The organism is Streptomyces sp. TAA204 (assembly GCF_000424965.1).
Genome location: NZ_AUKW01000004.1, coordinates 392,696 through 413,678 on the forward strand (window position 1 = coordinate 392,696; position 20,983 = coordinate 413,678).

General features: G+C 71.9%; 18 protein-coding genes. 6 read left to right on the forward strand and 12 right to left on the reverse strand.

What is annotated here, in order from left to right:
* The 4 genes from H343_RS29960 to H343_RS0110105 all read left to right on the forward strand — a co-directional run bounded on the left by H343_RS29960 (nucleotide 1) and on the right by H343_RS0110105 (nucleotide 3,442).
* Nucleotides 1-1,791: a sensor histidine kinase gene (locus H343_RS29960; protein ID WP_037903334.1), complete on the forward strand. Its 1,791-nt coding sequence runs from the start codon at nucleotides 1-3 to the stop codon at nucleotides 1,789-1,791.
* Nucleotides 1,788-2,438, forward strand: coding sequence for a hypothetical protein (locus H343_RS29965; RefSeq protein ID WP_037903136.1), 651 nt, complete (start codon nucleotides 1,788-1,790; stop codon nucleotides 2,436-2,438). Before H343_RS29960 ends, H343_RS29965 begins: the two co-directional genes overlap by 4 nt.
* A gap of 107 nt (nucleotides 2,439-2,545) precedes the next feature.
* Nucleotides 2,546-3,166 (forward strand): VanZ family protein, encoded by a 621-nt coding sequence (locus H343_RS0110100; RefSeq protein WP_028431028.1) that lies wholly within the window; start codon nucleotides 2,546-2,548, stop codon nucleotides 3,164-3,166.
* Between the two features lie 78 nt (nucleotides 3,167-3,244).
* Nucleotides 3,245-3,442: a PspC domain-containing protein gene (locus H343_RS0110105; protein WP_028431029.1), complete on the forward strand. Its 198-nt coding sequence runs from the start codon at nucleotides 3,245-3,247 to the stop codon at nucleotides 3,440-3,442.
* 100 nt (nucleotides 3,443-3,542) lie between these two features.
* On the opposite strand, the gene H343_RS29970 is transcribed toward H343_RS0110105, so the two are convergent.
* A complete protein-coding gene (locus H343_RS29970; RefSeq protein WP_037903138.1) occupies nucleotides 3,543-4,664 on the reverse strand; it encodes an adenosine deaminase in 1,122 nt (373 codons plus the stop codon).
* A gap of 150 nt (nucleotides 4,665-4,814) precedes the next feature.
* On the opposite strand from H343_RS29970, the gene H343_RS0110115 reads away from it, so the two are divergent.
* Nucleotides 4,815-5,642 (forward strand): alpha/beta hydrolase, encoded by an 828-nt coding sequence (locus H343_RS0110115; RefSeq protein WP_078505384.1) that lies wholly within the window; start codon nucleotides 4,815-4,817, stop codon nucleotides 5,640-5,642.
* A 27-nt stretch (nucleotides 5,643-5,669) separates the two neighbouring features.
* On the opposite strand, the gene H343_RS0110120 is transcribed toward H343_RS0110115, so the two are convergent.
* Entirely contained in the window at nucleotides 5,670-6,659 is a 990-nt protein-coding gene (locus tag H343_RS0110120; RefSeq protein ID WP_037903140.1) for a class I SAM-dependent methyltransferase, read from the reverse strand.
* 121 nt (nucleotides 6,660-6,780) lie between these two features.
* Nucleotides 6,781-7,722: a LysR family transcriptional regulator gene (locus tag H343_RS0110125; RefSeq protein WP_028431032.1), complete on the reverse strand. Its 942-nt coding sequence runs from the start codon at nucleotides 7,720-7,722 to the stop codon at nucleotides 6,781-6,783.
* Between the two features lie 91 nt (nucleotides 7,723-7,813).
* Between H343_RS0110125 and H343_RS0110130 the strand changes: the two genes are divergently transcribed.
* Nucleotides 7,814-9,163: an MFS transporter gene (locus H343_RS0110130; protein WP_028431033.1), complete on the forward strand. Its 1,350-nt coding sequence runs from the start codon at nucleotides 7,814-7,816 to the stop codon at nucleotides 9,161-9,163.
* A gap of 218 nt (nucleotides 9,164-9,381) precedes the next feature.
* On the opposite strand, the gene H343_RS0110140 is transcribed toward H343_RS0110130, so the two are convergent.
* From H343_RS0110140 to H343_RS0110180, 9 genes are all read right to left on the reverse strand, one after another.
* Nucleotides 9,382-10,659 (reverse strand): thymidine phosphorylase, encoded by a 1,278-nt coding sequence (locus H343_RS0110140; protein WP_028431034.1) that lies wholly within the window; start codon nucleotides 10,657-10,659, stop codon nucleotides 9,382-9,384.
* Nucleotides 10,660-10,814: 155 nt separating this feature from the next.
* Nucleotides 10,815-11,240 (reverse strand): cytidine deaminase, encoded by a 426-nt coding sequence (locus H343_RS0110145; protein WP_051264907.1) that lies wholly within the window; start codon nucleotides 11,238-11,240, stop codon nucleotides 10,815-10,817.
* Nucleotides 11,237-12,502 carry an ABC transporter permease gene (locus H343_RS0110150; RefSeq protein ID WP_028431036.1) on the reverse strand — a complete coding sequence of 422 codons (1,266 nt, stop codon included), beginning with the start codon at nucleotides 12,500-12,502 and terminating at the stop codon, nucleotides 11,237-11,239. The genes H343_RS0110145 and H343_RS0110150 overlap by 4 nt, the downstream gene beginning before the upstream one ends.
* A 116-nt stretch (nucleotides 12,503-12,618) precedes the next feature.
* Nucleotides 12,619-13,734 carry an ABC transporter permease gene (locus H343_RS0110155; protein WP_028431037.1) on the reverse strand — a complete coding sequence of 372 codons (1,116 nt, stop codon included), beginning with the start codon at nucleotides 13,732-13,734 and terminating at the stop codon, nucleotides 12,619-12,621.
* Nucleotides 13,731-15,485 carry an ABC transporter ATP-binding protein gene (locus H343_RS29975; RefSeq protein WP_078505387.1) on the reverse strand — a complete coding sequence of 585 codons (1,755 nt, stop codon included), beginning with the start codon at nucleotides 15,483-15,485 and terminating at the stop codon, nucleotides 13,731-13,733. The genes H343_RS0110155 and H343_RS29975 overlap by 4 nt, the downstream gene beginning before the upstream one ends.
* Nucleotides 15,486-15,663: 178 nt before the next feature.
* Nucleotides 15,664-16,695, reverse strand: a complete 1,032-nt coding sequence (locus H343_RS0110165; protein WP_028431038.1) for a BMP family ABC transporter substrate-binding protein — start codon at nucleotides 16,693-16,695, stop codon at nucleotides 15,664-15,666.
* A 267-nt stretch (nucleotides 16,696-16,962) separates the two neighbouring features.
* Nucleotides 16,963-18,255, reverse strand: coding sequence for an amidohydrolase (locus tag H343_RS0110170; RefSeq protein WP_028431039.1), 1,293 nt, complete (start codon nucleotides 18,253-18,255; stop codon nucleotides 16,963-16,965).
* A 117-nt stretch (nucleotides 18,256-18,372) separates the two neighbouring features.
* Nucleotides 18,373-19,836: a hypothetical protein gene (locus tag H343_RS29980; protein WP_078505389.1), complete on the reverse strand. Its 1,464-nt coding sequence runs from the start codon at nucleotides 19,834-19,836 to the stop codon at nucleotides 18,373-18,375.
* Between the two features lie 144 nt (nucleotides 19,837-19,980).
* Nucleotides 19,981-20,913, reverse strand: a complete 933-nt coding sequence (locus tag H343_RS0110180) for an N-acetylneuraminate synthase family protein (RefSeq protein ID WP_028431040.1) — start codon at nucleotides 20,911-20,913, stop codon at nucleotides 19,981-19,983.
* Between the last annotated feature and the right edge of the window lie 70 nt (nucleotides 20,914-20,983).

Below are 20,983 nucleotides of genomic sequence, written 5' to 3' on the forward strand. Positions count from 1 at the left end.
GTGCGGGGCCGGCTCGCGGGTGTGCTGCCGACGCTTCGGCTTCGCCTGGTCGTCGTCTTCGCGCTGGTGGCTCTGACGGCGGCGGTCTCGGCGTCCGGGATCGCCTACTGGCTCAACCGGGACGCGGTGCTCACGCGGACGCAGAACGCCGCGCTCAACGACTTCCGCAAGTCGATGGAGGACAACGCGGGAAGCCTGCCCCGCCGCTACGACTGCCGCCAACTGCGCGAAGCCGCCGAGAAGATGGCCGGCACGTCGCAGAACTACGAAGTCCTGCTCACCGGCGAGGACGCCGAGGGGGCGCCGTGCACGGCCGCCTCCGACCAGGACGCGTTCACCATGCGGGACGTGCCCGGAGCGCTGCGTACGGCCGTGGGCAAGCGCCGGCCGGTCGACAGCGACAACAGGCACTCGTACCACCTCTACTGGCAGCGCACGACGGAGGAGGGCGGCAACGAGCCCTTCCTGGTCGGCGGGGCGAAGATGATCGGCGAGGGGCCGACGCCCTCGGGCTACATGCGCAAGTCGCTGGCGCCCGAGCGGGACGATCTCAGCTCCCTGGCCTGGTCGTTGGGCATCGCGACGGGCCTGGCCCTGGTCGGTGCGATGCTGCTGGCGCAGGCCGCGGCGACCACTGTGCTGCGGCCCGTACGGCGGCTCGGTGACGCCGCGCGGCGGCTCGGCGAAGGCAAGCTGAACACCCGGCTGAGGGTCTCGGGAACAGACGAACTGGCCGAGCTCTCCCGGACGTTCAACCGGACCGCGGAGGCACTGGAGAGCCGGGTCGCCGACCTCAGCGCGCGGGAGGAGTCCTCACGGCGCTTCGTCGCCGACATGTCGCACGAGCTGCGGACACCGATGACCGCGATCTCCGCGGTCACCGAGGTGCTGGAGGAGGAGCAGGACAACCTCGACCCGATGATCGCGCCGGCGGTGCAGCTGGTGGTCAGCGAGACCCGGCGGCTGAACGATCTGGTGGAGAACCTGATGGAGGTCACCCGCTTCGACGCCGGTACGGCCAAGCTCGTGCTCGACGACGTGGACGTGGCGGACCAGGTCACCGCCTGCATCGACGCGCGTGCCTGGCTGGACGCGGTCGAACTGGACGCCGACCGGGGCCTGATGGCGCGGCTGGACCCGCGCCGGCTCGACGTCATCCTCGCGAATCTGATCGGCAACGCGCTCAAGCACGGTGGTTCGCCGGTCCGGGTCTCGGTGCGTACGCAGGAGCCGCGGCAGGCAGCGGACCCGGCGGCGGGCTCGGGCCCGGGTTCCGCCTCGGGCTCGGGCGACGGGGAGCTGCTGATCGAGGTCGCGGACCGGGGGCCCGGCATCCCCCAGGACAAGCTGCCGCACGTCTTCGACCGATTCTTCAAGGCCAGCGCGTCCCGGCCGAGGTCCGAGGGCAGCGGTCTGGGGCTCTCCATCGCACAGGAGAACGCGCACATCCACGGCGGCTCGATCTCCGTGCGCAACGACCCCTCGCCGGAGGGCGGCGCCGTCTTCACGCTCCGTCTGCCGCGCAATACGGGCGGGCCCACCGCCGGGGACGGCGGCGAGGCGGACGAGGAAGCGGAAGCGGCGGCCGAGCGCGAGGGCCGTGAGGCCCGTGAGGCCCGTGAGGCCCGTGAGGCCAGGGGATCCCGGGGTGAGCCGGGAGGCGGCAGAGAACGCGACCAGGGCGGACGGAACGCGCGCGGACACGGGGACACCGACGGCGAAGGCGGCAGCGGCAGAAGCAGCGACGACGGCAGCAACGACGGCGACGGCGGCAGGAGGGACGGACGGTGAGCGGCACACAGCTCCTCGGAACCCGCGTACGCAGCGCGAGCGGTGCGTTCCTGTGCCTGGCTGTGGCCGGCGCGCTGCTCTCCGGCTGCGGCATCCGCCCCACGTCCGTGCCCGTCGACGCCGGTGCCGCGCCCTCGCGCGTGAGCTGTGTGCTGCCCGGCGACCGTGAGACGGCCGGCGAGGCCGGCAAGGGCAACCTGCCGGTCAGGGTGTATCTCGCGTGCGGCTCCCGGGTCTCTCCCGTGGAACGCCGCGTGGCCCTGCCCGACGGTGACGACTCCGAGCGGCTGCCCGTCGCCCGCGGGCTCCTCGACGCGCTGCAGGCCCCACCGGACGCCGAGGAGGACGCGGCCGGGTTCAGGACGGCCGTTCCCCGCCACCTGACGGTCCAGGGCCCCGCGGAGGAGGACCCTCCGGGCGCACTGCGGCTGAGCATGCCGCTGCGCGATCTTCCCGAGTTCGCACTGGCGCAGATCGTCTGCACGTACACGGACACCGCGGCGTCCGGCACCGACCAGTCGGTGCTCCTCGGCGGGCCCGCCGAGGGGGACGGCGCCGGTGAGGGCGATCCGCCGCAGCGATTCGACTGCGGTACGGAGCTGCGCACGCGCCCCGAGGCCGCCGCCACAGCGGGAACGACGGCCTGAGGAGCGCCACGCCTGCCGCCCGCCGCTCCGTGCCGTCCGCCACGCCCCGTGCCCCCGACGCCCGGAACGCCCGGAACCGCGACCGGAGGGGCCGCGTCCTTGATGGTGTGCAGCGCCATGGCCGTGGCGGCGGGACCGCCGCTCCCGCTTACCGAATCCGCCTCGCAGGGACCGTCCTGCTGAGCGCGTATCTGGCGTTCGCCGGCTGGCTGGCGCTGCGCCCGCTGTCGGTGCCGTGGGTGGCCCCCGCGAACCTGCAGCCCCTGGCCACGATCCGCTCCGATCTGGCGGCCGGCTCACCCGAGGCGCTCGCCGACCTCGCCGGCGGTCTGCTGCTGCTGGCGCCGCTGGGCGTGCTGATGCCGCTGGCGGCGGGACGGCTCCTGGCCCCGCTGCCGGGCACCTGGGCGCGTACGGTCGCCGGGGGCTCGCTGATCTCGTCCATGGTCCTGCTGCTTCAGTCCGGAGTGCCCGGACACGTGGTCGATGTGGACTCGGTGCTGCTGAACACCGCCGGGATCGCGCTCACCTGTCTGCTGGCCTTTCCGCCGCTGCGGGCGCGGCTGCGCCGCAGTGCCGGGCTCGCGCCCGGTCCGGGCGGGGCCGCACGAGGAAGCGCTCCCCATGCCTCCTTCCGCGGGCCCGCCGCGCAGGACGCGCTCCTCCGCCGGGAGGACGCGGGTCAGGGTGCATCCCCCAGAACAGCCGGGGTCGGCATCGCCCCCTAGCCCGATGCCGGAAGGTGTGAGCCCGCATAGCGTGGAAACACGATCACTGGCAGCACCCCGTAGTGAAGGAGTCACGTCATGCCCGCACTTGCCCGCCCGCGCGACAGCCGGATGATTGGCGGTGTGTGTGCCGGACTGGCACGCCGCTTCGGCATGAAGCCCAACACGATGCGGCTGATATTCGTACTGTCCTGTCTGCTGCCCGGCCCGCAGTTCCTTCTCTACATCGCGCTGTGGATCCTGCTCCCCAACGAGGAGGAGCGGACCGCCTGGTAACGGCGGACCGCTCCGCGTACACGGCCGGGCCGCGCACCTTCGCGGGTGCGCGGCCCGGCCCGTTCGCGTGCCGCTGCCGCCGCCCGAGGTACGCCCCGCCTCAGCCGCCGAAGAGCCACTCCGACTTCAGCTCCGCGTACCCGGGCTTGATCACCTCGTTGATCATCGGGAGACGCTCGTCGAAGGGGATGAACGCGGACTTCATCGCGTTGACCGTGAACCACTGCATGTCGTCGAGCGTGTAGCGGAAGGTCTCCACCAGGTGCTCGAACTCCTGGCTCATGCTCGTGCCGCTCATCAGCCGGTTGTCGGTGTTGACCGTCGCGCGGAAGTGGAGGCGGCGCAGCAGCCCGATGGGGTGCTGCGCGTACGAAGCGGCCGCGCCCGTCTGGAGGTTGGAGGACGGGCACAGCTCCAGCGGGATGCGCTTGTCCCGTACGTAGGAGGCGAGGCGGCCCAGCTTCACCGAACCGGCGTCGTCCTCCTGGATGTCGTCGATGATGCGCACCCCGTGCCCGAGCCGGTCCGCACCGCACCACTGGAGGGCCTGCCAGATGGACGGCAGACCGAACGCCTCCCCGGCGTGGATGGTGAAGTGGTTGTTCTCCCGCTTGAGGTACTCGAACGCGTCGAGGTGACGGGTCGGGGGGTGGCCCGCCTCGGCACCCGCGATGTCGAAGCCGACGACGCCCACATCCCGGTACCTGTTGGCGAGTTCGGCGATCTCCAGAGCGCGGGCGGCGTGCCGCATCGCGGTGAGCAGCGCACCCACGCGGATGCGGTTGCCCTCGGCGCGTGCGCGCTGTTCGCCCTCGCGGAAGCCTTCGTTCACCGCCTCCACCACCTCTTCGAGGGTGAGGCCCTGCTCCAGGTGCTGTTCGGGGGCGAAACGGACCTCCGCGTAGACCACGCCGTCGGCGGCGAGATCCTCGGCGCACTCGGCGGCGACGCGGACGAGGGCTTCCCTGGTCTGCATGACGCCGACGGTGTGCGAGAACGTCTCCAGATAGCGCTCCAGCGAACCGGAGTCGGCGGATGCGCGGAACCAGTTCTCCAGCCGTTCGGCATCGGTCTCGGGAAGTGCTTCGTACCCCGTCTCACGGGCCAGCTCGACGATGGTGGCGGGCCGCAGACCACCGTCGAGGTGGTCGTGCAGCAGCACCTTCGGGGCGCGGCGGATCTGCTGCGGGGTGGGAATCGTGTTGAGGGTCTGGCTCGTCATCCGCGTACTCTAGCTCCTACGCGCGTAGATGGCATCTGCACCACAACTTCCGTTTCGCCGCCGGTCGTTGAGGGACAAGCGCCCGTTCGATACGCAATGGTGATCCCGAGGCACCGTACGCACCGGTCCGCTTCTGCCATCGTCATTCCCATGGCTCAGCAAGCTTTGCCCGAGCGGGAGGCCCGACTGGGGCGGGCGATGGGCGCGGACGGGTCCGGGTCGGCACCGCACGCCGTCGTTCTGCTGCTGCCGGGAGGCGGCACCGCTCACAGCCTCCGCCGGCGCTCGGCGGTCGCCGCCGCGGCGCTGCGTCCCCTGGCACGGCGGCTGGTACGGGCCGCGCAGCAGGGCGAGCCGGACGCCTCACTGGTGGCGCACGTGGTGCACTACCGCTACCGCGGCTGGAACGGCGAGGCGGCACACCCCGCCTGCGACGCGGAATGGGCCGTGACCGAGGTCGTCCGCCGCTACGGCGACGTACCGGTCTGCCTGGCGGGGGTGGACGTGGGGGCACGTGCGGCACTGCGCGCCGCCGGCCACCCGGCGGTCGGTTCCGTGCTCGCGCTCTCCCCGTGGCTCCCCGCCGCTGGGGACGGGGCGGGCAGCGCTGCCGGCACCCGGCGCCCCTCCTCCGCGCGGGAGGAGGAGCACGCGGAACCCGTACGCCAACTGATCGGCAGGCAGGTGCTGTTGGTGCACGGCACGGACGACGGGCACACGGACCCCGAACTCTCCTACCGTCTGGCCGAACGGGCCAAGAAGGTCAACGCGGACGTGTGCCGGTTCGAGGTCCACACCGACGGCCACGGACTCCGCCAGCACCACACGGAAGTCGCCGCGCTGGCTGAGAACTTCGTGCTGGGCACGCTCTGTGGAGGGGAGTTCGCCCGTCCGCTGACCGACGCCATGGCGGCACCGCCGCCCCTCGGTCTGCGGATGCCGCTCGCGACGGGCTTCGGGCGCAGCCTGCGGCGCTGACAGCCGGGAGGCGGGGGCGCCGGGACGTCAGGACGCGCGGCCCGTGTGGACAGTGACGGCCTCCAGGTAGAAGGCGTCCGGCCGGTGCATGATCCCCGTCGGGGCCTCCTCGTCGAGCAGCGCGTCCAGCACGAGCATGTCCTCCGGCTCCAGCCGCTCGTCCAGCACTTCGCGGGACCGGGTCAGCACCGCGTACAGGTGCTTCCGTGCCGGGGCTCCGAGTGGCGCGGGCAGGTCGATGAGGAAGCTGCGCGTACCCGCCGGGGTGAGGCCGGCGCGGGCGAGCATGGCGGGCCAGTCCTCGACGGTCTGCGTGTGGCCGGGGAGCGAGGCGCGCATCTCGTCCTCGAACCAGTCCTCGTTCATCGCCTCCAGCCGCGTCTGGAGCCCCGGACGTCCGAGGCCGATGTCCCGCGGCAGGAAGCGGGCGGCCAGGCCGCGTTCCACGACGGCCAGGAGGCCGCCGGGACGCACCGCTCCGGCGAGGGCGTCCAGGGCCGCCTGCTGGTCGCCGATGTGGTGCATGACGTTGCTGGTCCAGATGAGGTCGGCGCTGCCCAGGCTGCCCAGCTCGTCGGGAAGCTGGGCCTGCAGCGTCCGCACGCGCCCGGCGACGCCCTCCCGTTCCGCGCGGTCACGGGCACGCTCCAGGAGGCTGGCGGCACCGTCCACGGCGACGGTCTCGGCCTGGGGGAATGCGTGCGCGAACACGCTGGTCTGGACGCCGGGGCCGCTGCCCACGTCCAGCAGCCGCTCGCACGTGTCGGGGCCGCAGCCGCCCTCCAGCAGCACGCCGCGCAGCCAGGCCACCGCCTCCTCCACGAAGGGGAGGCGCATCTCGCCCTCCCTCTCCAGGTGTTCGGCCATGGCTTCCCAGTCGATGTCCTCCTCGCCGTGGCCGTGGCCGTGGCTGTGGCCGTGGCTGTGGCCACCGTGACCGCCGTGGCCACCGTGCCCCTGCCCGGGGCCGGTGTGCCCGTCGCCCTCGCCGCCCTCGTGTCCGGTGTGTGTGCTCATGCGGTACTCCTCGTCCGTACGGCTCCGCTTGCGTGCCCTGCGGGGAGCCTGCGGCCCTGCACGACGTCTCGGCAACTCACGTTGCCGTTCTGGCGAAAAGAGCGATCGGATGGCGGTCCGCTCAGCCCGACAGCAGCCGTCCGCGGCGGCTCAGCAGGAAGCTCTTGAACGCGGCCACCGGCGCCGTGTCCGGCCGCCCCGCGAGCCACGCCAGGCCGATCTCGCGGACCGCGCGCGGCGCCGTGACGGTCAGTTCGCGCACGCCGGGGCGGGGCACGGCGGGCGGCGGAAGCAGAGCGACGCCCAGACCGGCCGCGACGAGACCGCGGATGGTCTCGGCCTCCTCGCCCTCGAAGGCGATACGGGGCGTGAAGCCGGCCTCGGCGCAGAGCGCGTCCAGGATGCGCCTCATGCCGTAGCCGCGCTCCAGGGTGACGAAGTGCTCCTCGGCTGCCTCGGCGAGACGGACGCGCCGGCGGGCCGCCAGCGGGTGATCGTCCGGTACGACCAGCCGCAGCCGCTGCTCGTCCAGGGGGCGGGCGACGAGGTCGGGCGCGTCGGGCACCGGCGAGGTGAGGCACAGATCGAGGCCCCCGGCACGCAGCCGGTCCAGCATCGCCTCCCCGTAGTTCTGCACGAGGGCGAACCGCACTCCCGGATGGCCGGTCCGGAAGGAGCGGATCAGACCGGGGACGGTCTCCCAGCCGAGGGTGTGCAGGAACCCGAAGGCGACCTTGCCCTTCGCGGGGTCCGCGTCCGCGGTGACGGACTCGGCCGCCTGTTCGACCGCCGCAAGGGCACGTTCGGCGGAGGCGAGGAAGGTGCGCCCGGCCGGAGTGAGCGAGACCGTGCGGCCGTGCCGGGCGAAGAGGGCGACGCCCAGGTCGCTCTCCAGCCTGGTGATCGCACGGCTCAACGTGGACTGGGGGACGCCGAGTTCGCCCGCGGCACGAGTGACGTGCTCGTGCCGGGCGACGGCGGCGAACTGGGCGAGGCGCGGCGTGAGCGAGGCCGCCCAGTCGGATGTGACCGGGATGTCATTCTCTCCGTGCAGAGCCGCCATGATCCGCCTCAGGTGCTGTGATGCGTCAGAGGAACGATTCTGGCAGTTCTGTGCATTGGACGCATCAGTGGGCGGCTCGTAGCGTCGAAGCATGCCCACCGCCGATACCGGGGCGTCCACCGACGTGGGCGCCTCCGCCGTTCCCGCAGGACCCTCGCGGCCCGCCGTTCCCGCAGGACCCGCGCGGCCCGCCGCGACCGCGCCGCCCGCCGGAAGCACCCCGGACGCCGACCTGACCAAGCTGAGTCCCGGCGACCCCGGACACCGCCGTATGCGGTTCGCCCTCTTCGCCGCGGGCCTGGCCACCTTCGCGCTCCTGTACTCCACGCAGGCGCTGCTCCCGGAGATCTCCCGCGACCTGCACGCCGACCCCGGCACGGCGAGCTGGACGGTCTCCGGCGCCACGATCGGACTCGCCCTCGCGGTACTGCCCCTGGCGGCGCTCTCCGAACGCTTCGGACGCCGCCGGATGCTGACCGTCTCCATGACCCTCGCCGTCGTCCTCGCCCTCGCGGTCCCCTTCGCACCGGACCTGGGCACGCTGATCGCGCTGCGTACGCTCCAGGGCGCCGCCATCGCGGGCGTCCCGGCCTCGGCGATGGCATTCCTCGCCGACGAGGTGCGCGGGAGGCATCTCCTCGGCGCGACGGGGCTCTTCGTCGCGGGCAACAGCGTGGGCGGCATGAGCGGCCGGATCCTCAGCGGCTGGATCACCGAGGCGTGGGGCTGGCGCGCGGGGCTGGCCGCGGTGGCTCTCGCCGCCCTGGTGTGCGCGGTGGCGTTCCGGGCGCTGGCTCCCCGGGCCCGTCACTTCCGGCCCGCACCGCTGAACGCGCGTGCGCTGGCCCGTACGGTCAGGGCGCATCTTCGCAATCCGCTGCTCGTGCGGCTGTACGGCATCGGCCTGCTTTTCATGATCGTGTTCGGCGCCGTCTACACGGTCATCGGCTACCGGCTGGTGGCGCAGCCGTTCGGCCTCTCCCAGGGCCTCGTCGGCTCGGTCTTCGTCATCTATCTGGTGGGGGCGGCGACTTCGGCCACTTCGGGCAGGATCGGCGCCCGGCTGGGGCGGCGCGGAACGCTGTACGCGGGAATCGGGACGACGACGTCGGGCCTCCTGCTGAGCCTCGCCGACAACCTGACCGCCGTCGTCCTCGGGCTCGTACTGATCACGGCGGGCTTCTTCGCGGGTCACACGGTCGCCTCCGGCTCGGTCAGCCACACGGCGGCGGAAGGACGGGCGCAGGCCTCGGCGCTGTACCAGATGGCGTACTACACCGGGAGTTCGCTCGGCGGCGCGCTGGGAGCGGTGGCGTTCGCCGCGGGCGGCTGGGCGGCCACCGTGGCCCTGTCCCTGGCGGCGATGGCCCTCGCCGGCGGTGTGACGCTGCGGGGCACCCGGCGGGCCGTGGCACAGCGGCGGCTCCTCGGCGCGGGATGACCTCGGGCAGCCTCAGCCGAGGGGGAAGCCGGCTGTCTCCAGCCGCACGCCGAAGGGCTCGGGGAGGCCGTGGCCGACGGTGAGGGCGCTCATGGCGGTCTCCTTCATCGGTGTGTCACCGGCGCCGGCATGCCCAGAAGGGGCGCGGCACCGCTACGGACCGCTCTCACCCGAACGGGAACGGCCCCCGCCGAGGTCCGCCGGGCGCTGCCGTGCCCTCACACCACCCGTTCCAGCACGATCGGCGTGACGGCGAACTCCGTGCCCTGCGGCGCGATGTCGTAGGCCCCCTCCAGTGCCTCCTGCGCGTAGGCGAACTTCTCGGGGGTGTCCGTGTGCAGCGTCATCAGCGGCCTGCCCGCGGTGACCGGGTCACCCGGCTTGGCGTGCAGTTCGATGCCGGCGCCCGCCTGGACCGCCTCCTCCTTGCGGGCGCGTCCCGCGCCCAGACGCCATGCGGCCAGGCCCACCGCGTAGGCGTCGAGACGGGTGAGGATGCCGGAGGCGGGGACCGTGAGGGCGTGCTGCTCGCGGGCTGTGGGCAGTGCCGCGTCGGGGTCGCCGCCCTGTGCGGAGATCATGCGGCGCCAGTGGTCCATGGCGCTGCCGTCGGCCAGGGCCTTCGCCGGGTCGGCGTCGGCGAGGCCCGCGGCGGAGAGCATCTCGCGGGCCAGGGAGAGGGTGAGCTCGACGACGTCGGCCGGGCCGCCGCCCTCCAGCACCTCCAGGGACTCGCGCACTTCGAGCGCGTTCCCGGCGGTGGCACCCAGGGGTGTGTCCATGTCGGTGAGCAGGGCGCGTGTCCGCACCCCGTGGTCCTTGCCCAGCTCGACCATGGTGGAGGCGAGTTCGCGGGCGTCCTCGAGCGTCTTCATGAACGCGCCGGAGCCGGTCTTCACATCGAGCACCAGCGAGCCCGTGCCCTCGGCGATCTTCTTGCTCATGATGGAGCTGGCGATGAGCGGGATCGACTCCACGGTCCCGGTCACGTCGCGGAGGGCGTAGAGCTTCTTGTCCGCGGGGGCCAGCCCCTCGCCCGCCGCGCAGATCACCGCGCCGACGTCGTCGAGGATGCCGAGCATCCCCTCGTTGCTGAGGGACGCCCGCCAGCCGGGGATGGACTCCAGCTTGTCGAGGGTTCCGCCGGTGTGGCCCAGGCCCCGGCCGGAGAGCTGGGGCACGGAGGCGCCGCAGGCGGCGACCAGCGGGGCGAGCGGCAGCGTGATCTTGTCCCCCACACCGCCCGTGGAGTGCTTGTCGGCGGTGGGGCGGGTGAGGGAGGAGAAGTCCATCCGCTCACCGGAGGCGATCATCGCGCCGGTCCAGCGGGCGATCTCGGGCCGGGTCATGCCGTTCAGCAGGATCGCCATCGCGAGCGCCGACATCTGTTCGTCGGCGACCTCACCGCGCGTGTAGGCGTCGATCACCCAGTCGATCTGTTCGTGGGTGAGCGCGCCGCGGTCGCGCTTCGTACGGATGACGGAGATGACGTCCATGGTCATAGAACCGTGAGTCTCCTTCACACAGAGCAGGGAACCGTGGGCGTGGGTTCACGACACGGACGAGGGACGGGACCGGAGGAGCCCGGGTACCGGGGGCCGGACGGGCGGAGCGGCGAGGGCGTCACACGCGCCCGTCGCGCCGCCGCCCGTCAGCGCTGGAGGTCGGACGGCCCGAAGGCGTCGGGCAGCAGATCGGCCATGGGCCGGATGCCGCCACGGGCCGTGTCCACCAGCAGATCCGGACCGCCGTGCTCCCACAGGAGCTGACGGCAGCGCCCGCACGGCATCAGCACGTCCCCGTTGCGGTCGACGCAGGTGAACGCCGTGATCCGGCCGCCGCCGGAGGCGATCAGCGACGAGACCAGCCCGCACTCCGCGCACAGGGCGACGCCGAAGGCCGCGTTCTCCACGTTGCAGCCCGTGACCGTGCGGCCGTCGTCGGCCAGAGCGGCCGCGCCGACGGGAAAGCCGGAGTAGGGGGCGTAGGCCCGGGACATCACGTCCCGGGCGGCTGCCCGCAGCGCGGCCCAGTCGGCGTCCGCGGTCTCCGCGCCGTCGGCCGGGGCGCTCGTCATGTTCCCTGCCCTCGGCGGTAGGACCTGCCGATGGCCTTGGGTGGTCGCAGCCGCTGCGCGGCCAGCGAGAGCACCAGCAGGGTGGTGATGTACGGGCTCATCTCGACGAACTCCAGGGGAACGGTGTCCGTCACCAGATACCACACCAGCAGGCCCACAGCGATCACGCCGCTGATGGCCGCCTGGATGATGCCGCCCTTGCGCAGCTTCCACAGCGCGAGCGCCGCCAGCAGCACCGCCACCAGCAGCAGCAGCGCGTGCACGGTCGGGCCGCCCGCGCGCAGCTGGAGGGCGTCCATGAAGCCGAACAGGCCGGCGCCCATGGCGACACCGCCCGGTCGCCAGTTGCCGAAGATCATGGTGGCGAGGCCGATGTAGCCGCGCCCGCCGGTCTGCTGGTCCTGGTAGATGTGCACGCCGATCGCGAGGAACGCGCCGCCGAGTCCGGCGAGCGCACCGGAGACGACGACCGCCGCGTACTTGTACCGCAGCACGTTGACGCCCAGCGTCTCCGCCGCCACCGGGCTCTCTCCGCAGGCGCGCAGCCGCAGCCCGAAGGAGGAGCGCCACAGCGCGAAGAAGCTGCCGACGAAGAGTGCGACGGCGAGCACGGCCAGCCAGGAGACGTTGCTGACCAGTGAGCCGAGGATGCCCGCCAGGTCGGAGACGAGGAACCAGCCGTTCTCCTCGACCGCCTGGAGGCCGTCGGCGAGCCCCGGAACGGTGAACGTCGGCATGTCGGCCATGGGAGGCGACTGTTTGTCGTTGCCGCCCGCCGCCGCGGCGGCGCTGCCCTCCGCGCCGAACCACAGCTTGGCGAGGAACTGCACGACGCCCAGAGCCAGGATGTTCACGGCGACACCGGAGACGATGTGGTCCACGCCAAAGGTGACCGTGGCGATGGCGTGGATGAGTCCGCCCAGCGCCCCTCCGAGGATTCCGGCCAGCGCCGCGATCCAGGGGCCGTGCTGCCAGCCCATCCAGCCCGCGCCGAAAGCGCCGAGCATCATCATGCCTTCGAGGCCGATGTTGATCACACCGGCGCGCTCCGACCACAGGCCGCCGAGCCCGGCGAGGCCGATGGGGACGGCAGCGGCCAGCGCGCTGGAGTACTGGCCGCTGGAGGTGACCGCCTCGGAGCCCGTGACCATGCGGAGCACGGAGAGGGCGACGAGGCCGCCCGCGATCATCAGCAGCACGACGGGGAAGGAGAGTCCGCGCCGTCCGCCGGCGGGCCTGCCCGGGCGGAGGCGCTTGCCGATGGTCCCGCCGTTCCCGTTCCCGTTCCCGTTTCCCTTCCCCTTCCCCTTCCCGGAACCGTTGCTGCCGCCCTGCGTGCCGGTGCTGTTCTCGCCGGTCCCGGCGGTGATGTTCGTACTCACGCGGACACCCCGGCCTTCTCGTCGTTGCTGTCGCTCTTACGGGCCTGCGTGGCCAGCTCCTCGCCGACCCTGCGCTGCTGCCTGCGGAGCCCGTAGCGGCGTACGACCTCGTACGCGATGACCACGCACAGGACGATGACGCCCTGCATCACTCCGACGATCTCCTGCGCGTAGCCGTCGAACTCGAGCTGTGTGCCCGTACGTTCCAGGAATCCCCACAGCAGCGCGCCCAGCGCCATACCCAGCGGGTGGTTGCGTCCCAGCAGGGCGATGGCGATGCCGGTGAAGCCGATGCCGGCGGGGAAGTCGGTGCCGTAGTTGTGCGAGGTGTTCAGCAGCGTCGGCATGCCGACCAGACCGGCGACGAGGCCGGAGAGCACCATGGAGGTGACCACCATCCGCTTCACGCTCACTCCGCTCGCGGAGGCGGCGGACTCGGAACGGCCCACCGCGCGCAGGTCGAAGCCGAAGCGGGTGCGTCCGAGCACGAACCAGTAGGCCAGACCGACCAGTACGGCGATGAGGATCGTGCCCTGGATCGGGTCCGGCGAGGTGGGGATGGTGAAGAAGTGGCTGGAGGCCGGGATGTCGGGCGTGTGGAAGAGATTGCCCTCCTTCTCGGCCAGCCGGCCCTCTTGAAGGAAATAGCCGATGGCCGAGCCCGCGACGGCGTTCAGCATGATCGTCGTGATGACCTCGCTGACGCCCCGCGTGGTCTTCAGCAGACCGGCGATGCCGGACCAGACCGCGCCGACCAGCATCGCGATGAGGATGATGAGCGGGATCTGGACGATGCCGGGGAGCGTGAGCGAACCGCCGACGACGGCGGCGAAGAAGGCCGCGATGCGGTACTGGCCGTCGACGCCGATGTTGAAGAGGTTCATGCGGAAGCCGATGGCCACCGCGACCGCCGCGAGGTAGTACGGGATCGCCTTGTTGATGATCCAGACCTGGCTGTCGCTCTTGGAGCCGAAGTCGATCATCACGTAGAAGGCGTGCAGCGGGTCCTTGCCCGTGACCCCGATGACGCCGGAGGTGATGACCAGCGCGGCGACGAGGGCGAGCAGCGGGGCGCCGAACGCCAGGATCAGCCTGTCCTTGTCGAACTTCACCGGTTCTCGCCCCCTTCCGGTCCTTCCTTCGGTCCTTCCGGGCCCGCGGCGGGACCGCCGGGTCCGCGGGACTGCTCCGGCAGCGCGCCCCGGGTCGCGTCCCCGGGGGCGTCCTGCGCGGAGTCCTCGACGTGTTCGAGGTGGCCGCTCGCGGCGCCCGTCATGGCGGAGCCCAACTCCTCGGGGGTGATCGTCGCGGGGTCGGCGTCGGCGACCAGCCGGCCGCGGTACATCACCCGCAGGGTGTCCGAGAGCCCGATCAGCTCGTCGAGGTCGGCGGATATCAGCAGTACGGCCAGCCCTTCGCGCCGTGCCTCACGCAGCTGGTCCCAGATCTGCGCCTGGGCGCCGACGTCGACGCCGCGGGTGGGGTGCGCGGCGATGAGCAGCTTGGGACGGTGGCTCATCTCGCGTCCGACGATCAGCTTCTGCTGGTTGCCGCCGGAGAGCGAGGCCGCGGTGACCTCGATGCCGGGGGTGCGCACGTCGTAGTCGGCGACGATGCGGGCGGTGTCGGCCCGCGCTCCCACCAGATCGAGCAACTTCCCCTTGCTGTTGGGCTCTTCGGTGACGTGTCCGAGGATGCGGTTCTCCCAGAGGGTGCTCTCCAGGAGCAGGCCGTGGCGGTGGCGGTCCTCAGGGATGTAGCCGATGCCGCCCTCGCGTCGCCTGCGTGTGGAGTACGCCGTGATGTCGGCGCCGTCGAGGGTGACGGCGCCGGCGTCGGGATCGCGCATGCCCATGACGGCTTCGACGAGTTCGGCCTGCCCGTTGCCCTCGACGCCTGCCACGCCGAGGACTTCGCCCTTGTGGATGGTGAAGGTGATGTCGTCGAGCACGGCCCGCACGGCGCCGTCGGTGTCGGTGGCGGAGAGCCGCAGCCCCTCCACGGCCAGCATCGGCGTGGTCGTCACGGTCGACTCGCGCGTCTCGGGCGAGGGCAGTTCGCTTCCGACCATCAGCTCGGCGAGCTGCTTGGGCGTGGTCTCCCCGGGCTTGACCGAGGCCACGGTCGTACCGCGCCTGACGACGGTGATGTCGTCGGCGACGGAGAGGACCTCGCCCAGCTTGTGCGAGATGAACAGCACGGTCAGGCCCTCGGCCTTGAGTTCGCGGAGGTTCTCGAAGAGCGCGTCGACCTCCTGCGGCACCAGTACCGCGGTGGGCTCGTCGAGGATCAGCGTCCGTGCGCCCCGGTAGAGGACCTTGAGGATCTCCACGCGCTGCCGGTCGGCCACGCCCAGGTCCTCGACGAGCACGTCGGCACGGATGCCCAGCCGGTAGGCGTCCGACAGCTCCTTGATCTTCTTACGGGCGCGGGAGCCGATGCCGTACAGGTCCTCGGCGCCGAGCACCGTGTTCTCCAGCACCGTGAGGTTGTCGGCGAGCATGAAGTGCTGGTGCACCATGCCGATTCCGCGCGCGATGGCGTCGCCGGGAGTGGTGAAGGAGACCTGTTCGCCGTCGACGGTGATGGTGCCCTCGTCGGGCTTCTGCATCCCGTAGAGGATCTTCATCAGCGTCGACTTGCCCGCGCCGTTCTCACCGACGAGGGCGTGCACGGTGCCGCGGCGGACGGCGAAGTCGATGTCGTGGTTCGCGACGACTCCGGGGAACCGTTTGGTGATGCCGTGGAGTTCGACGGCCGGCCGCGAGACGGTGCCGGCTGCCGCACCGGCCGCAGGCGGGCTGCTGCTGGACGTTGAAATGACGCACTCTCCTGAAACGCCGCTGCTCGGTGGGGGGTTCAGCTCTTCTCCGGGACGTCCGGCGGGCGGGCCCGGCCCCGGACGTCCGCCCCGGGGACGGTGTCGGGCGTATCCGCAGGGCCGTCGGCCCGCGGATACGCCCGCTCCGGAACTCCAAGGACGTTCCGGCACGCGGGCCGGAACACCGCCGGTCAGGTCCGTGGACCTGCCGGCGGTTCGGTCACGGAGTGTCCTTGACCTTGATCTTCCCGTCGATGATGCCCTGCTTGGCCTTGTCGATGTCGCTCTGGATGTCGTCGATGAAGCCACCGGAGGTGGCCAGCGAGACACCGTCCTCCTTGAGGTCGAAGGAGGTGGTGTCCTTCATCGGCTTACCGTCCTTGACGCTCTTGACGAGGTCGAAGACGGCGACGTCGACGTTCTTGACGGCCGAGGTGAGGATCGAGTCCTTGTACTTGGCCAGGCCGGGCTGCTCGTACTGGTCGGAGTCGACTCCGATCGCCCAGGCGCCCTTCTTCTTGCTGATGACCTCGATCGAGCCGACACCGGACTGGCCCGCGGCGGAGTAGATCACGTCGTTGTCCGCGTCGAGCATGCCCTTGGCCTTGGCCTTGGCGGCGGCCGGGTCGTTGAAGCCCTTGGTGTTGGTCGGGTACAGGTACTGCGAAGTGACCTCGACGTCCGGGTCGGTGTCCTTCACGCCCTGCTCGAAGCCCGCCTCGAACTTCTGGATCAGCGCGTTGTTGACGCCGCCGATGAAGCCGACCTTCTTGGACTCGGTCTTCTTCGCCGCGGCGACACCGGCCAGATAGGACGCCTCGTGCTCGGCGAAGACCAGGCCCGCGACGTTCTTCTGCTCCGAGGGGGAGTCGACGACGCCGAAGGTGGTCTCCGGGAACTCCTTCGCGACCTTGTTGATGGACTTGCCGTAGTCGAAACCGACGCCTATGACGGGGTTGTAGCCCGCCTTGGCCAGGGAGGTGAGCCGCTGCTCGCGGTCCGCCTCGGTCTCGTCGTTGCCGGCGGTCATCTCCTTGGACTTGACGCCGAGTTCCTCCTCGGCTTTGTCCACACCACGGGCCGCGGCCTCGTTGAAGGAATGGTCGTCGCGGCCGCCGACGTCGAAGGCCAGGCCGACTCCCGCGTCCTTCTCGCCGGCGGACTCGGTGGAGCTCTCACCGCACGCGGTGGCGGTCAGGGCGAGGGCCGCGGTAGCTGTGACCGCGGCGGCAAGCTTTGTTACCCGACGCAAGAGGACGTCCCCTTCGGCTCTTGGAAGCGCCTCTTCCGGCGCTGGCTTCCGGCTCAGATTAACGCGCGTAGATTTCAGGTAAAGACTTGCCGGAATGCTGTTATCGGATCGGTGCCGAGGGCGCGGAGTTCCAGGTGGAAGGGGGGTCGCCGGCCGCCTCCGGGGCCCGGAGGCGGCCGCACGCACCGGACCCGCGCCGCCACGGGGAACGGCGCGGGTCACTCCCGGGGTCACCGGTGCCGGGAAGGGCAGGACCTGCGGGAGGCGCTATGCCCCGGGCACCTCGAGCGGAGTGTCCAGCAGCGCGGCGGCGGTGAAGAGCTCGACGCCGACGGTGATCGCGCTCTCGTCGGCGTCGAAGTCGCCCTGGTGCAGATCGCGCGAGTGCCGGTCACCGGGCCCGCGCACACCCAGCCGTGCCATGGCTCCGGGCACGTGCTCCAGGTACCAGGAGAAGTCCTCGCCGCCCAGGCTCTGTTCCGTGTCCTCGACGGCGGGCGTGCCGCGGCGCGCGGTCATCGCCGTACGCAACAGCTCCGTGGTGCCGTGCTCGTTGACGACGGGCGGCACTCCGCGCACGTACGTGATCTCCGACTTGGCGCGGTGGAGCGTCGCCGTCTCGTCGATGGCCGCGTGCACCATGTCGGGCGCCTCACGCCAGGCGGCGAGGTCGAGGCAGCGCAGCGTGGCGGACAGTTCGGCCCGCTGCGGGATGACGTTGCAGGCGTGACCCGACTCGATACGGCCCCACGTCAGAGCCAGCCCGGCCCGGGCGTCGACGCGGCGGGAGAGCAGAGCGGGAACCTCGGTGACCAGCTTCGCCGCCGCCGTGACCAGATCGGTGGTCAGGTGGGGACGGGCCGTGTGGCCGCCGGGGCCGCTGAGAGCGACCTCGACCCGGTCGCAGGCGGAGGTGATCGGTCCGGGACGCAGCCCGATCCGGCCCGCCTCGACACGGGGGTCGCAGTGCACGGCCATGATGCGGCCGACGCCGTCCAGTGCGCCGCCGTCGATGGCGTCCGTGGCGCCGCCGGGCAGCACCTCCTCGGCCGGCTGGAAGAGCAGCCGTACGGAGCGCGTCAGGTGCCCCGCGCGGGCGAGGCCGGCGAGTACGAGACCGGCGCCGAGCACGACGGTGGTGTGCACGTCGTGCCCGCAGGCGTGCGCACGGCCGGGGACGGAGGAGCGGTACGGGACCGTCTTGGTGTCCGGAATGGGGAGCGCGTCGATGTCGGCACGCAGGGCGAGCATCGGACGGACTCCGTCCCACCGGTCGGCGAGACCGGGGTGGACGTCGCACAGGAGGCCGGTGCCCATCGGCAGGGTGCGGGGCCGCAGTCCCGCCTGCTCGAGGCGGGCCTTGATCGCGGCAGTCGTCCGGAACTCCTGGTTGCCCAGTTCCGGATGCATGTGCAGGTCGCGACGGAAGGCGACCAGTTCGTCGCGAAGCGCGTCGGGAAGTCTGCCGGGCAGCTCCGGGACCACGCCCAGCAGGGCTGCTTCGACTGCTGCTTCGCCGGTTGGGTCCACCTCCGGCTCGGGGGACAGGACTCTGTTCATATCCGCAGGGTAGGCGCATTCAGGCCACCGCATACAGCCGATCCCGCAAAGTTCAGCCCCTCAGGCGACCGAAAATCTCTGAGGACGGCGATTATGTCCGTTTGCCGGTGGGTATAGTTACGCGCTCGCGCGACCGGCTCTCGGTGGGACGGACGTCCTGGACGGAGACGGGCCCGCGGGCGCCGCGCTCTGCTGTCCGGAGGTTCCGCTTCCGGCCGTTTCGGCTGCCCCGGGGGACGCGGCGGACGCGGGCCCCGGGGACGCCGCCCCGGCCGCCCTCGCCGGGCCGAGCGCTCCGAGTCTGCGTACGTTGCGCGCGGTGCCGGTGACGCCCGAGAGGAATCCCTCCGCGCGCGGCGAGGCACCGTCCGTCAGCCAGGTCCGCTCCACCTCGCACACCGCGACCGAGACCGGCGTGCCGGCCAGCGCGAGGGGCAGGGTGTGCACGACGGTCGAGGGAAAGCTGAGGATCGTACGCCCGATCGGGCCGCGTCGGGCGACCAGCTCCAGCGGAAGGTCGGGGCGGACGATCTCCAGTCCCGTGGCCGCCGTCACCCGCTGCAGCTTCTCGCTGCTCTCGCGGCGGTGAGCGAAGTAGCGCGTCGCGCCGTGCGCGCGAGCCAGCGAGGAGACCGCCTCGAGATAGCGCTCCAGGTCCACCACTCCCGTCTCGACGAGCGAGGTGCCGACCAGGTCCGTGCCCCGGGTCAGCCGCGGCGGCCCGAAGCGGGCGCGGGTCCAGGCGAAGTCGTTGGAGGTGACGGTCACACCCAGGTCCCGCAGCTGAGCGGAAGAGGCGTCGACGGGCATCGAGCTGAAGATCTCGACACGCCTCCGTGCGCCCCGGGTCCCTCCGCCGTCCGCGGGACTGCCGGGAGTGAGACGGGAGCGGGCCCGGCGGGCGAACGGCGCGAACAGCGCGGCCTGCGCACCGCCGGCGCCCTTTCGGTGCCAGCGCACCAGCCGTTCGCCGTGGGCGAGCTGGGAGACGAACTCCATGGTGGCCGTGCCGTCGTCGACCACGACGACGCTGCGTGCCGTGGTGAGGGTGAGCAGCAGCTGCACGTAACGGGAGAAGGGGTCCCCGATGACGACCCTGCGTGCGCGGCGCAGCTCGCCCGCGAGAGAACCGAGTGTCTTCAGGGGCGCGGTGGCACCGCCGCGCGCCTCCTCCCAGCGCACGGCGATGCCCTCGTCCCTGGCCAGCTCCGCCACGCGGCGCAGCTGACCGCGCGTCATCGGGTCGTGCGGGGAGAGCACGACGACGGTGAGGCCCGGCGCGGGGGCTTCGAAGTCCCCGCCCGTCACGGCCGGCCGGTCCTGCCCGTCCCGCCCGGCCCGTGTGTCCTTCCCGTCCCGCCCGTCCTGCCCGTCCCGCGCGGTCGGGCCCTCCTGCCCGGACGGCCCGCCCTGCCCCGGCCCGGCGGCGGGGGCCGCGGAGCCGTTCCCTGCCGCCCCCGGCCCCGTCCCCGTCACGGACGCGGTGTCCCTGTGCGCCCACTCGAGGACGTTGAGCAGTTGCACAGGGCTCTCGACGAAGGCGAGGGTGCCCCCGGCCCGTCTGCGGGGCAGACCCCGCAGACGGCGCGGCGGGACGGCGTCCCCGCTCTCCGGCCGGGCCGCGTACGCACCCGCCGTCGAGGGAGGGGGCGTGGGAAGGGCCGGGCCGGTCGGCACGGGCTCGCGCCCGTCAGGTCGGGTCAAGGCTGCCACTCCGTCGCTTCGTCATACCGTGACCGGCTCGCGGTCCGCGGACTCCTCGGCCTCCGCGACGACGCCCTTGACGCGGCGGAGCTTCTCCATCGGCTTCAGCTCGCTGTCGTAGACCTGCTTCACCCCGTCACCCAGGGACTCCTCGATGGTGCGGATGTCGCGCACCAGCCGCTGCAGGCCGCCCGGCTCGACGGAGGCCGCCTGGTCGGAGCCCCACATGGCGCGGTCGAGGGTGATGTGCCGCTCCACGAAGCAGGCGCCCAGGGCGACGGCGGCGAGGCTGGTCTGCAGTCCGGTCTCGTGGCCGCTGTAGCCGATGGGGACGTTCGGGAACTCGTTCTGCAGGGTGTGGATCATCCGCAGGTTGAGCTCCGCGGCCTTGGCCGGGTAGGTCGAAGTGGCGTGGCAGAGCACGATGTTCTCGCTGCCGAGGACCTCGACCGCGTGCCGGATCTGCTTGGGGGTCGACATGCCGGTGGAGAGGATCACCGCACGGCCGGTGGCGCGCATGGCCCGCAGCAGCTCGTCGTCGGTGAGCGAGGCGGAGGCGACCTTGTAGCAGGGCACGTCGAACTTCTCCAGGAAGGCGACGGACTCCACGTCCCACGGTGAGGCGAACCAGTCGATGCCGCGCTTCGCGCAGTGCTCGTCGATCGCGCGGTAGCCCTCCTCGTCGAACTCCACGCGGTGCCGGTAGTCGATGTAGGTCATCCGGCCCCAGGGGGTGTCGCGCTCGACGTCCCACTGGTCGCGCGGTGTGCACACCTCCGGGGTGCGCTTCTGGAACTTCACGGCGTCGCAGCCGGCTTCGGCCGCCGCGTCGATGAGCGCGAAGGCGTTCTCGAGCTCGCCGTTGTGGTTGATGCCGATCTCGCCGGTGACGTAGACGGGGCGGCCGGGGCCGACGGTCTTCTCGCCGAGGGTGCGCAGACGGTTGGTGCTCATCTCGATGGTCTCTCTCTTCAGTGGGTCGGTATGTGCTGGTCGTGGAGGTCGTGAGGGTGGTGGTCGTGAG

Coding starts and splice junctions, on each gene's coding strand:
- H343_RS0110115 (WP_078505384.1), top strand. CDS start 4,815: ATGGCTCAGCAAGCTTTGCCCGAGCGGGAGGCCCGACTGGGGCGGGCG.
- H343_RS0110170 (WP_028431039.1), bottom strand. CDS start 18,255: ATGAACAGAGTCCTGTCCCCCGAGCCGGAGGTGGACCCAACCGGCGAA.
- H343_RS0110105 (WP_028431029.1), top strand. CDS start 3,245: ATGCCCGCACTTGCCCGCCCGCGCGACAGCCGGATGATTGGCGGTGTG.
- H343_RS0110145 (WP_051264907.1), bottom strand. CDS start 11,240: ATGACGAGCGCCCCGGCCGACGGCGCGGAGACCGCGGACGCCGACTGG.
- H343_RS0110120 (WP_037903140.1), bottom strand. CDS start 6,659: ATGAGCACACACACCGGACACGAGGGCGGCGAGGGCGACGGGCACACC.
- H343_RS29970 (WP_037903138.1), bottom strand. CDS start 4,664: ATGACGAGCCAGACCCTCAACACGATTCCCACCCCGCAGCAGATCCGC.
- H343_RS0110130 (WP_028431033.1), top strand. CDS start 7,814: ATGCCCACCGCCGATACCGGGGCGTCCACCGACGTGGGCGCCTCCGCC.
- H343_RS0110125 (WP_028431032.1), bottom strand. CDS start 7,722: ATGGCGGCTCTGCACGGAGAGAATGACATCCCGGTCACATCCGACTGG.
- H343_RS0110140 (WP_028431034.1), bottom strand. CDS start 10,659: ATGGACGTCATCTCCGTCATCCGTACGAAGCGCGACCGCGGCGCGCTC.
- H343_RS0110180 (WP_028431040.1), bottom strand. CDS start 20,913: ATGAGCACCAACCGTCTGCGCACCCTCGGCGAGAAGACCGTCGGCCCC.